General features: G+C 60.7%; 10 protein-coding genes. 6 read left to right on the top strand and 4 right to left on the bottom strand.

Annotated elements, in window-relative coordinates:
* Positions 1 to 310: circularly permuted type 2 ATP-grasp protein (locus HX817_RS16055; protein WP_177040564.1), on the bottom strand; the 310-nt coding region annotated here is incomplete at its 3' end.
* 413 nt (positions 311 to 723) lie between these two features.
* Here HX817_RS16055 and HX817_RS16050 point away from each other — a divergent pair.
* From HX817_RS16050 to HX817_RS16040, 3 genes are all read left to right on the top strand, one after another.
* Positions 724 to 1,269 (top strand): hypothetical protein, encoded by a 546-nt coding sequence (locus HX817_RS16050; protein WP_003217074.1) that lies wholly within the window; start codon positions 724 to 726, stop codon positions 1,267 to 1,269.
* 72 nt (positions 1,270 to 1,341) lie between these two features.
* Positions 1,342 to 1,554 (top strand): hypothetical protein, encoded by a 213-nt coding sequence (locus HX817_RS16045; protein WP_003217072.1) that lies wholly within the window; start codon positions 1,342 to 1,344, stop codon positions 1,552 to 1,554.
* A gap of 11 nt (positions 1,555 to 1,565) precedes the next feature.
* Complete coding sequence (locus HX817_RS16040) at positions 1,566 to 1,706, top strand: hypothetical protein (RefSeq protein ID WP_003217070.1); 141 nt, start codon at positions 1,566 to 1,568, stop codon at positions 1,704 to 1,706.
* 3 nt (positions 1,707 to 1,709) lie between these two features.
* On the opposite strand, the gene HX817_RS16035 is transcribed toward HX817_RS16040, so the two are convergent.
* The 3 genes from HX817_RS16035 to HX817_RS16025 all read right to left on the bottom strand — a co-directional run bounded on the left by HX817_RS16035 (position 1,710) and on the right by HX817_RS16025 (position 7,959).
* Entirely contained in the window at positions 1,710 to 3,056 is a 1,347-nt protein-coding gene (locus HX817_RS16035; RefSeq protein WP_177040563.1) for a sodium:proton antiporter, read from the bottom strand.
* Between the two features lie 98 nt (positions 3,057 to 3,154).
* Positions 3,155 to 6,910 (bottom strand): hypothetical protein, encoded by a 3,756-nt coding sequence (locus tag HX817_RS16030; protein WP_256348755.1) that lies wholly within the window; start codon positions 6,908 to 6,910, stop codon positions 3,155 to 3,157.
* Between the two features lie 137 nt (positions 6,911 to 7,047).
* A complete protein-coding gene (locus tag HX817_RS16025) occupies positions 7,048 to 7,959 on the bottom strand; it encodes a LysR family transcriptional regulator (protein WP_177040562.1) in 912 nt (303 codons plus the stop codon).
* A 111-nt stretch (positions 7,960 to 8,070) separates the two neighbouring features.
* Between HX817_RS16025 and HX817_RS16020 the strand changes: the two genes are divergently transcribed.
* The 3 genes from HX817_RS16020 to HX817_RS31495 form a co-directional block, all read left to right on the top strand.
* Complete coding sequence (locus HX817_RS16020; RefSeq protein ID WP_177040561.1) at positions 8,071 to 9,054, top strand: aldo/keto reductase; 984 nt, start codon at positions 8,071 to 8,073, stop codon at positions 9,052 to 9,054.
* 70 nt (positions 9,055 to 9,124) lie between these two features.
* Positions 9,125 to 9,916, top strand: coding sequence for a CDP-diacylglycerol diphosphatase (locus HX817_RS16015; protein ID WP_102369106.1), 792 nt, complete (start codon positions 9,125 to 9,127; stop codon positions 9,914 to 9,916).
* 103 nt (positions 9,917 to 10,019) lie between these two features.
* Positions 10,020 to 11,718: aminotransferase class I/II-fold pyridoxal phosphate-dependent enzyme (locus tag HX817_RS31495; protein ID WP_177040560.1), on the top strand; the 1,699-nt coding region annotated here is incomplete at its 3' end.

Here is an 11,718-nt window from a genome sequence, read left to right as displayed (position 1 = left end):
CGTGGTAGATGTCGGCAAGGAACATGTTCAGCGCATTCACCCGCTGGATACAGCCACGCTCGATGACACTCCACTCACTGGCGGGGATGCTGCGGGGGATGATATCGAAGGGGATCAGGCGCTCGGTGTCTTGCTCGTCGCCATACAGGGTGAAGGTGATCCCCGCGCGGTGAAACAGCAGGTCGGCTTCACGGCGGCGCTGGGCCAGCAGTTCTGGCGGCGTGTTGGCCAGCCAGCGGGAGAATTCCTGATAATGCGCACGGCAAACGCCTTGTGCGTCATTCATTTCATCAAAGAAAGATCGAGCCATTCCAATTACCTTGTCAGTGCCGGGACTAACTGCGCTTTGGCACTGCCGCTTTAGAAAACGCATTTTTTTATGAGCCCGTGGCTGATGGTGCCAGCAGGCCTGGTCCTTACTTTCTTTTGGGGTGGGCTCTGGGTCGGGGGGTAACGATTGCTCCTGTATCCGGGCAGATAAAGGACTAAAGCAATGCCTGTGCCATCCACCTGGTGGCGAGGGAGCTTGCTCCCGCTGGGCTGCGCAGCGGCCCCAAAAAGGAATCAGACCGATGCGCACTGGAGCGCTGTCCCGGTCCAGCGGGCCCAAGCTCCCGCGCCACCGATGCGGCCCTATCGCCTCAAAACGGTGCACTGATTACTTGAACTTTGCACCAGCCCGGTTCTTCTAAACTGCTTCAAATGCCAGCACGGAGCACGGATGTGCCCAGAATCATCTCACCCGACACCCCGGAATCGAGCCTGACCGACCACAGCGAACACAACGCTAAGATTTTCGGTTCGCCCAAGGACCGTCTCGACTTTTACCGGCGTGAAATCCAGTACGAAACCAGCATCCTGGCCAACCGCACCGACGCCTACCTCACGGCCCAGTCATTCCTGGTGATCGCCTTCGTGTCCGGCATGGGCAACCTGAACCCCGAATGGGGCAAGCTGTTCACCCTGGTGGTGCCCGTGTTCCTGGCGACCCTGGGCATTCTCAGTTCCCTCAACGCCTGGCCGGGGATTCGGGCGGCCTACGAAATCATCGACCACTGGCATTACAAGCAGAGCGAACTGCTGCGCAGCGAGCCGGTGATGGGCCTGGCCTACGATGAGTCGCCACTGTTCAGTGAGATGGAGTCGTCCCACAAGGGCTATCGCAAGTCGCTGTTGTTCTCGATGCGCGCGCCCTGGCTGTTCATGGTGTTCTGGGTGATGCTGGGGGCCTACGCGTTTTACATCCAGGTGGACAATCCCGGCTCATAAGCAATTGGAACTTCACCGACCCGCACGGGACCTTACCTTTACGCAGTCTGCGTTTTCCAACAGAGGTGAGCCATGAGCACAGACAACGACCCGCAAACCAGCAACCGTAACGATCCCGCCATCGACCGCGGCGAACCGGCCCCCGGCACCGCGGCCGACGCGCCAAAAGACCCCAAGCCTGCCAGCGACCCCAAGGCCAAGGAAAACGACTACAGTCCAGACTTCAAGCCCGAGCGCGAGCCCAAGCCTGAAACCGATGCCGATATCGATACCCAAGGCGGTTAGAGGAGACGGTGATGTCAGTTGAAATAGACGAAGACGATGAACTCAATGACCCGGGCAATGAAGACCCGGGTTCATTGATGGATGATGCCGAAGTACCGCTTAACGACCTGGATGATGCCGCTGACGTCGGCAACACTGAAAACCAGGAGTAGACGTCATTGTTGTGCCTGGGCACGTCGTTCATACCACGCCAGCATCGGCTGCGTGCTGAGACCATGAACGACGATGCTCAGGGCAATGACTGACAGCGTCAGGTTCACCGCGACCGCACTGCTGGTGCCCACCAGCCCGTGGTTGATGGCATAGAACAGGTAGTAGATGCTGCCGATCCCGCGAATCCCGAACCAGCCCACCAGCCCGCGCTGATGGCGATTCAGCAAGCCGCCCCAGGGTATCGACAGCACGCTGAGGGGGCGAATCACGCAAAACAGCGCCGCCCCCACCGCCAGCGCCCGCCAGTCCCAATGGCTGACCAGCACCACGCCCAGCAAGGTCACCAGGAACACTTCCATCGAACGCTCCACCAGCCCCCCAAAGGCGAGCATGTCGCCCATCATCACCCCGGCGGCGATTTGCGTGTCCTGCAGTTGCCCGACATCGCCATGCAACGCATGCTCCGGCTCAACTTCCATGTGGCCAACCACCGGCTGTGCCAGATGTTCCGCCGGGGTTTGTGAGTTGCCGGTGGACTTGAACTCGGCCTGGCGCAGCCCCAGGCCGGCGGCAAATACCGACAGGAAGCCGTAGCCGCCGATGGCTTCGGCCACCACATAGGCGAGGGCGATCAGGGCCAGCGTCAGGTAGTCATTCGGTGACAGGGTGCTGTCGGCATTGGTGATACGCATCTTCAGGGTGACGCGACCGATGCCACGCCCCATCCAGTAGCCCACGAGCAACCCGGCAGGTACGGCCCAGAGCAGGTTTTTCAGCACCCAGCCGCCCAGCCAGTCACCGTCGAACCCGCCGTGCTGCATGAAAATCAGCGCAAAGATCACGAACGGGAAGGCCGTGCCGTCGTTCAAGCCTGCCTCACCGGAAAGACCGAAGCGCAGCGCGTCATAATCCTGCGCGTTATTGACCTGCACCAGGCCCGCGAGCACCGGGTCGGTGGGCGCAAGAATCGCCCCCACCAGCAGTGAAACCCCCCACGACAACCCCAGCAGCCAATGCAGCACCAGGCACGTCCCGAGGATGGTCAAGAGCATCACCGGCCCGGCCATGCCAAACGCAATGCGCCAGGTTCGGTGCTTGAGGGGCAGGCGCAGTTTCAGCCCGCTGACGAACAGCGAAAACAGCACCGCGACTTCTGTCAGGTGTTCCATCCAACTGGCCGAGGCCTTGATGTCCAGATGCAGCAGGTCCATGCCCAGCGGGCCGATACCCACGCCGAGCAACAGGCACACCGCCGAGGTGGTGACCGGCATCCAGCGCAGGTAGGAGGAGGTGAGGGCGAGGGTGAGCAACACCGCGCCCAGTACGGCCATCCATAGGATGAAGGTCATTGAATAGTCCCGGGCATGGTCTGTGTGAACGTTTGAGGTTTGCCGGGAGAGAGAGGTTCAAAAAACGCGCATTGCCTGCTCGGACAATGCGCGGTTTGTCAGGTCGCCAGGCGTGTTACGTTGGCATTGAGGGTGCTGTTTGGGGTGAAGGAGAAGGTGAACCCCGAGTCGAGAAACTTTTGCAGCCCGTCATTATCAAGACTGAATACCGTTGCACCGACCGATTGATCAAGAGTGCCAGTGGCATCGAACATGGCTTTGTCCAGGCCGGCTTGGTTGGTGTTGTAGATATAGAGCTTTCCATCACTGCTCTTTTGAATATAGGCGGTGTGTACGATATTGCCGTCTGCTCTATTGCTCATGAAATTGATAACGCCTGATTCGGTAATGTCCGCGGGCCTGAATACGGCGCTGGTATTCTCCGCAGTAATACCCATCAGATCCTTGTAGCGTTGCGTGTAATTGGAATCCCCGCTCCTGGCCACACTGCCCAGCACGGCCTCGCGAGTTTTCAACGGGAGTGCATTGTCTGCCATCCCGACGAACATGGTTTTTTCGTAGCAGATTGTCCCGGTGTATCCCGTTTTGGCATGGAGCTTCTCCAGTTTGTCGCGAAGCGCTTCTACCGGCACGGCGTCAGCTTTGAAATTTTCCAGCGGCTCGCCAAAGGGCTGTCTGGTTTTCACATTCAAGGCGTGCCAATTACCGGTGGCATCATCAAACTTCGCAAACACCTTGGCTTCTTCGGTCGCATTGGCCGCCTTGTAAGTGCCTTCGGCAATGCCGGGCTTTTTCGCCAGTGACGTCAGGTCGACACTGCGCAAGGCGCCACGCAGATGATTGACGCCGTTACGTCCAGCGGTCAGCGTGGTGCGCCCCAGCTTCAATGCACTCCGGGCCAGATCATCAGCCCCGCTCAACGGATTGAAACTCCCCAGCGCCGCGCGCCCGACAATCTTCGCGCCCTGGGCGAACTTGCTGAAAGCCGATGCGCCGGCGGCCACGGCCTTGGCCCCCCTGGCTGCCGCACCGAGGCCCACGGCAAACCCAAATATATCCAGGGCCAGGTCGCCGACACCTTCGCCGATGTTGCCGTTTTGAAAGTTGACGATTGCCGACCTCAAGGGGATCAGGTTGAGGAGGAATTCATTGACTTTCTTGTAAAAGGGAACCTCGGTATCAAGCGTGGTGACCCCCTCGGCCTCTTTTTTGAATGACCGGATATCAACATCCGTCACCATGGCATCGGCAATATAAGACGTTCGGGCACTGCCAAAGCTCTTGGGGTTGGCGTCCTGGATTTTTTCATCCGTCAACCCGGGTGCGTACTCGCCCGAAGGTATGACTTCTTCCAGGTCTTTATGGTAATGGGTGTGGTTGGAAGGTTGTTTGCCTGCCGTGAAGTCACCCAGGTCCGTACGCTCGGTAATCTTCGCGGTCCTGAGATTGATTTCGTAGGTGTGCACCTGGTTTTTGCGCCTGGTTTTCACCAGCAGGCAATTGTCTTCGGGCACCCGCTTGCGGGTTTCCTTGCCAAAGTTGTCCTTATCGACGTCGACTTCCCTGACCACTGTGATTTCGCCGTATTCCAGGTTTTTACGGTCTTCTTCAGGGAGCCGCGAAACCATCCACTTGACCTGGGCCGCGACGCTTTTTTCGATGCCGTCGGCGTATTCCCCGAACGCGTCCTGGAACACGTTCGGCATACTTGGCAGGTCTTTGGTTTTTTCCAGCACCTCGCTGAGGTTCAACGTACTGGATGAGGTCACCCAATGATTGTCAGCGGGGGGCGGGGGCCCAATTCCAAGTACCCCTACGGCCGGTGGTTCTTCGACGCCAGGTCGATGGTGAAGCGCGTCCTTCATATACAAGTCGAGGATCGAATAAGGCCCCGGGAAATCGCTATGGGCGGGTTCCAGCGTGATGCTCTTGTCTTCCAGGGTTGCCGTATCCATGCCCGGCAGGGCTTTGCGCAACTGCTCCAGGGCCATTTCCTTGCGTAATGGCATCGGCATGCTCTGTGTTTGACTGGCCGCGCTCAGCTCGGTGATCTGCGCATCGAATGCATCGCGTACATCATTCATTTGGCCTTCGGTCACCGGATACGGCATACCGTTCGCGCTTCCCCAATCCTTGAGCGCCTCTTGCTGGGCGGCATATTCGACATAACGCTCCTGGGCGGAGACCGGCGCGACCTCAGCGTGGAGCATGACCTGCCCGTAGGACATCCCTGCGGTTGAACCCGGAGACTGCGCTTCGATGCGTTCTACCGCGGTGACAAAACTGACCCAACTATGTGAACCCGGGGTGACCTGGTCCGGGATGTCTTTAACCAGGAACTCCGGAGCGCGGGTGGAGAGCAGCAGATGCGCTTGTAGCGCCGCTGCCTCGGGTGACGATGCCTTGCCGGTGCTGACAAGATGTTCGGCCAACCGGCTGACGATACCGGATGCGGGTTTGCCCCAGGTACTGTTCCCGGTCACGGCAAAACCGGCGATGTGATGCCTGGACCTGGGGTCTGTCGCGCGGAACGAGTTGTCTTTGTCCACACTCATGGCCGCCAACAGCCAATCAGTGGCACTGCCTTTGATGGACTGCGCGTCAAATTTTGCCTGGAGGGCCTCGCCCAACGCCTTGCCCTTGGGGGAGCGGATCAGCGAGTCGAGCACCCGCTGCGGGTCAGCCAGCTCGGAAGGCGTGAACGACTTGCCCTGCATGAGGTATTCCACTACGTTCCTGGCGCCGTTCAAATCAACGTCGCCGATCTTGCCGCGGCGCAGGTCGGACCGCAGCTGATTCGCCGCCTCGGGCGCAAGCGGGGGCTGCCATTCCAGCGCACCGCCATAATTGCCATGGAGCGGCGTCTGGAGTTCAGGCCTGAGCAGATAATTCGTCAGGTTCTCCACCTCCTCGGGCGTGGTTGGCACGTCCCAGCCATTGATCTCAAGGAATTCCTTGAGGCTAATGGTGCTCCCTGAGTCGGTGCTCCCGACCTGGCGGTAAGCGCTGTCGGGGTGAAGCTCGACTTTATTCTTTTGCAGGTAGTCGAGAACGTCACCGCTCCCAATGCTGCCCGATCGAATCCGCTCAAGCAGGTAATTGAGTTCACGCCCCACGGTGTTCAGCGTCTGGGTATTGCCCACCAGGGCTTTCTGGCGCTCAACCTCATCCTCACCACGGGTTTCGTGCAGGTCCGCAAAACGCGGGCCGCTCACGCCGGTAAAAGCCTTGTCGCGCGCCAACTCATCTGCACGCTCGTGGGCATGATCCGGCAGGATATGTTCTTGCTCTTTGTAGAATTGGCTCACCAACCACAGGGGGGCACTGTTGCTGTTTTGGGAGAGCGGCGGTTTGAAGGGGATCGGGTTACCGTCGCCGATAACGCGTGCGGCGTCCCTGACCTGTGCGCCCACCTGCGCCCAGCCTTTGTCATCGGGGCCGTTGGGTTGCGCGGCGGCGGAGGGCCTGCGCTGGTAGGTGATCTTCCCGGTATTGGGGTCAATCATCACTGAATTGGGGTTTATCCCGTTTTCCCTCATCCAGTCACGGACTTGCGGGGACTCCATGGCACGCCCCAACTGCGACCACCACTGCCCGAACGTTGAGTTCGGCGGAATGTTCTCGACCATGATCGCGTCGTCATGGCCGTCGCCCTTGACCTGACGCAGCGCGCTGGCTACCTGGCCTGCCAGTTCACCGTCGGCATCGGCACGCGGGCTGGGGATCCTGGTCCCGGGGGAGCCTGGAGCGGCATTTTCCGGCGCTGCGGCCAGGAGCCGCGCCGGGGGAAGCGGCTTGTCAGGTGCGTTCAAAGGAATGAAAGAAGCCGTAGCCTGAGTAGGAGCAATTGTCATAGGAGGGGATCCGGTAATTTATCGAGTACACCCAAGCAGCGCTTCGCACCAGCGGGTGTAACTCTTCGTACCCGATGCCCCCTCAGCGATTCCATCCCACTGGCATGCAGATTGATACGGCGTTTTACGCGCCCATGCTAAGGGCGCGCCGCGGTCCTCAGCCGAATCATGTCGATCAACTGGCGCAATCCCGGCTGCGACTGACGCCGGCTGGGGTAGTACATGCACAGCGGCGCGCCGATGCAGGCCCAGTCGGGCAGCACTTCCAACAGGCGCCCGTCGGCCAGTTCCGCCAGCACGCGATTCTCCAGGCAGTAGGCGATACCCACGCCTTGCAGGGCCGCATCAACGATGGTCTGGGTGTCGGCCGCGCTGAAGTGGCCGGGCACATCGAGCCGCTGCTGGCGTACGCCATTGCCCAGTTCCCATTTGTAGGTGGTCTTGTCGCCCAGGTACATGCGTACACAGGAGTGCGTGAGCAAGTCCCTGGGCACTGCAGGTGTCCCTGCCTGTGCGAGGTAGGCCGGGGAGGCGACCATGATCCAGCGCAGCTCGCCGGTCAGCGGCACGGCCACCATGTCCTGGGGCACCGTGGCGCCATAGCGGATCCCTGCGTCGTAGCCCTCTGCGACGATGTCGAGAATGCGGTCCTCGATCATCACGTCCAGGCGCAGTTGCGGGTAGGTGCGGGTGAACTCGCCGAGCACCGGCGAAATCAGCAGCACCGCGGCATCCCGGGGTACGTTCAGGCGCAGGCGGCCAATCGGCGCCTCGCGGTACAGTTCGAGGGTGTCGAGGCCGTCCTGGATCGTCGCAAAGCCGGCACTGAGTTTTTCCGCCAGTACCACGCCGGCATCGGTAGGCTCTACGGCGCGGCTGGTGCGATACAGCAATTTGACCCCCAGGCGCGTTTCCAGGTTGCGCATGGTGTGGCTCAGGGCCGAGGTGGTGACGCCAAGTTCATTGGCAGCATGCCGGAAACTGCGGCGACGGATGATCGCCATGAAGACATTCAGGTCGGCCAACTCGGAGCGATTGAACGCAGCCATATCAAGCACCTTTTATGGGGTTTGGGTTGCACGCGGCGTTGAGCCCGATTCAACCACGGATGATCTAGAGTAATCGTTTTTTTACTGATTGTTTCTGGCGGAGGCTTTTTCATGAGTATCGAAACCATCAAGATCCCGGGCATCGACAACGCCGTCTCGCGGATTGCCCTGGGCACCTGGTCCATGGGTGGCTCGATGTGGGGCGGCGCCGATAATGAGGTCTCGGTCAAGACCATTCGCCATGCGCTGGCCAGCGGCATCAACTTTATCGACAGTGCGCCGGTCTACGGCCTTGGGCTGTCGGAAGAACTGATCGGCCGGGCCCTGCGCGGTGTACGCCACACGGCGGTGATCGCCACCAAGGCCGGGTTGCAATGGGACGACGGCACGGTGCGCCGCAATGCCACGGCCCGACGTATCCGCAAGGAAATCGAAGACTCACTGCTGCGCCTCGAAACCGACTACATCGACCTCTACCAGATTCACTGGCCCGACCCGTTGGTAGCCCAGGAGGAAACCGCCGGCGAGCTGGAAAAACTGCGCCGTGAAGGCAAGATCCTTGCCGTGGGGGTGAGCAATTATTCGCCTGCGCAAATGGACGATTTCCGCCAGTACACGCACCTGGACACCGTGCAGCCGCCCTACAACCTGTTTGAGCGGGCGATCGACAGCGATATCCTGCCGTACGCCAAGCAAAATTCACTGGTGGTTTTGGCTTACGGTTCGCTGTGCCGGGGTTTGTTGAGCGGCAGCATGCACGCGGCCACGGGTTTTACCGGGGGTGACGTGCGCAAGCTCGACCCGAAATTCAAGGCGCCACGCTTTGAGCAGTACCTGGCGGCGGTCGCGGCATTGGACGTGTACGCTCGCGAATGCCACGGCAAGTCTGTGCTGGCCCTGGCGTTGCGCTGGGTGCTGGACCAGGGCCCCACGGTTGCACTGTGGGGCGCCCGCCGGCCGGAGCAGCTCAAAGGCGTTGAAGATGCGTTCGGCTGGCAGCTCACGGCCGACGACCTGCAACATATCGACCGTATTCTGGCCAGCACGATAAAAGACCCGGTAGGGCCGGAGTTCATGGCCCCGGCCCAGCGTTAACCTTTGCGACAGGGATGTCTTGCAGCTGCAAAACAACAAAAGACATTCCTTTGGCGTTGAGGTTTTTGGCATGAAGCGCGGTCCGTTGTTCAAGATCATGGGTGGTTTGCTGTGTGTGGTGGCGGTGGCAGCCGCCTGGAAATGGCGCGGCAATCCCGATGTGCTGTGGCAGATCGTCAGCCGTCAATGCGTGCCCGACCAGAACCAGCATCAGAATCCGCGCCCCTGCCTCGAGGTTGATCCGGACAAGGGGTTCGCGCTGCTCAAGGACCTTAACGGCCCGTACCAGGACTTACTGATCCCCACCGATAAAGTCACCGGAATCGAAGACGTCGCGCTGGCCCGGGACTTGTTGCCGCATTACTTTGCCCAGGCCTGGAAACACCACGATGTACTCTCGGCCGGCCTGCAAACACCGATTGCCGACCGTTATGTATCCCTGGCGATCAACTCGCGGTATGGCCGCACGCAAAACCAGTTGCACATTCATATCGCCTGCCTGCGCCCCGACATTTTCAACACCCTCAATGAACGCGCGGCAACCCTCGACGAGCACTGGCAAACCCTGCCGGTAAAACTGCAGGGGCATACCTACAGTGCCCGTACGTTGTCGGCGGTGGAATTCGACCTGCGCGACCCATTGGCCATCCTGAATGACTACGTGCAGGCCCAGGGCGATGCCATGGCCAGTTACAGCTTGCTGTTGGCACCGGCGGCGAACGGCAACTTCGTACTGTTGACCACGCGGTTGACGCTCAAGGAATGGAACCTGGCCTCCGCCGAAGAACTGCAGGACCGCCAGTGCAACCTGATGGGCAAACCACCACAACGACCTGTTTTAGCTGTTAACGACATCCGGTGAAGTTTGCCGTTGAACGAGTGTTCAGTTTCAATTATGTTGGCTGCACCCCCTGCCTGGTAACAGGCGGGCTTGCGCTTTTTCTGATTGAACGAGAGGCACTGGCATGCGGTTTTCACCTTTTGTCGAGCGAATTGCAGGGCAGGGCGTAGCCGCCTGGGACATCCACCACGCCGCCTTCCAGGCCAGCAGCAAAGGCGAAGACATCATCATCCTGAGTGTGGGCGATCCGGATTTCGCCACACCCTCGTTCATCACCGACGCCGCCGTCGAGGCCCTGCGCCAGGGCGACACCCACTACACCGAAATCCCCGGCCGCCCGGCACTGCGCGATGCCATCGCCGCGCGCTACAGCCAGTCCCTGGCTCGCCCGCTCGACGCTGAAAACGTCATCACCGTGGCCGGTGCGCAGAACGCTTTGTTCGTCACCTCGCTATGCCTGTTGCAGGCCGGTGATGAAGTGATCGTGCTCGACCCGATGTACGTCACCTACGAAGCGACCCTCAAGGCCAGCGGCGCAACGCTGGTGCGGGTGCCGTGTTCCGCCGACTCGGGCTTTCGCCTCGACCCGGCACTGCTGGCTGCCGCCATTACGCCTCGCACCCGGGCGATCTTCTTCTCCAACCCCAACAATCCCACCGGCGTTGTCCTCAACCCTCAGGAATTGCAGGTGATCGCCGACCTGGCGATCGAGCATGAACTGTGGGTAGTGGTGGATGAGGTCTACGAAAGCCTGGTGTTCGATGGCGAATACCATAGCCTGGCCGCGTTGCCGGGCATGGCCGATCGCTGCATCGTGATCGGCAGCCTGTCCAAGTCCCATGCCATGACCGGCTGGCGCATCGGCTGGATCGTCGCCGCGCCTGCGATGGTGGCCCACGCGGAAACCCTGGTATTGAGCATGCTCTACGGCTTGCCGGGGTTCGTGATGGAGGCCGCGACCGCCGCCGTGCTGGCCCACGATGAAGTCACCCAGGGCATGCGCGAAACCTACCGCCGTCGCCGCGACCTGGTGGTAGCAGGCCTCGGCGGTTGCCCGGGCATTCACGTGCGGGCCCCGCAGGCAGGCATGTTCGTGTTGGTGGATGTGCGGGACACCGGCCTCGGCTCCCTGGATTTCGCCTGGCGGTTGTTCCGCGAAGCAGGGGTTTCCGTGCTGGATGCCGCGGCCTTCGGCGAGCCGGCCCAGGGTTTTGTGCGGCTGTCGTTTACCCTGGGTGAAGCGCGACTGGCCGAAGCCTGTGAACGTATCAGCCGCTTCGTCGCCAAGCTCGCCGGAGAACCGCGAATCGAGCCTGCGGCGAAAATCATCAGCGTACAGCCGGTGGCTGCGAAGAAGATGATCGAGGTGCTCGACCTGCATAAACGCTTTGGCAATATCGAGGTGCTCAAGGGTATCTCCCTGACCGCCCACGAAGGCGAGGTGATCTCGCTGATCGGCGCCAGCGGCTCGGGCAAAAGTACCTTGCTGCGCTGCATCAACATGCTCGAAGTGCCGGACCAGGGCAGCATTCACGTCGACGGTGAAAGCATCAAGCTCAACTACGGCCGGCCCGGCGCACCGCTGGTGGCCGACGCCAGGCAACTGGTGCGGATTCGCTCGACACTCGGCATGGTGTTCCAGAACTTCAACTTGTGGCCCCATCGCACCGTGCTGGAGAACCTGATCGAAGCGCCGACCCAGGTGCTGCGCGAAAGCCGGGCCGAAGCCATCGAGCGCGCCGAAGCCTTGCTCGACCGGGTTGGCCTGGCCGCCAAGCGCAATGAATACCCGGCGTTCCTCTCCGGCGGCCAGCAGCAGCGGG

Origin of the sequence: Pseudomonas sp. C6002 (assembly GCF_013385805.1) — a bacterium.
Classification (GTDB): domain Bacteria; phylum Pseudomonadota; class Gammaproteobacteria; order Pseudomonadales; family Pseudomonadaceae; genus Aquipseudomonas.
The sequence above is the reverse complement of the archived record's forward strand: the minus strand, read 5'-3'. Positions and strand labels throughout refer to the sequence as shown.

Coding starts and splice junctions, on each gene's coding strand:
- HX817_RS16015 (WP_102369106.1), top strand. CDS start 9,125: ATGAAGCGCGGTCCGTTGTTCAAGATCATGGGTGGTTTGCTGTGTGTG.
- HX817_RS16045 (WP_003217072.1), top strand. CDS start 1,342: ATGAGCACAGACAACGACCCGCAAACCAGCAACCGTAACGATCCCGCC.
- HX817_RS16030 (WP_256348755.1), bottom strand. CDS start 6,910: ATGACAATTGCTCCTACTCAGGCTACGGCTTCTTTCATTCCTTTGAAC.
- HX817_RS16040 (WP_003217070.1), top strand. CDS start 1,566: ATGTCAGTTGAAATAGACGAAGACGATGAACTCAATGACCCGGGCAAT.
- HX817_RS16020 (WP_177040561.1), top strand. CDS start 8,071: ATGAGTATCGAAACCATCAAGATCCCGGGCATCGACAACGCCGTCTCG.
- HX817_RS16035 (WP_177040563.1), bottom strand. CDS start 3,056: ATGACCTTCATCCTATGGATGGCCGTACTGGGCGCGGTGTTGCTCACC.
- HX817_RS16025 (WP_177040562.1), bottom strand. CDS start 7,959: ATGGCTGCGTTCAATCGCTCCGAGTTGGCCGACCTGAATGTCTTCATG.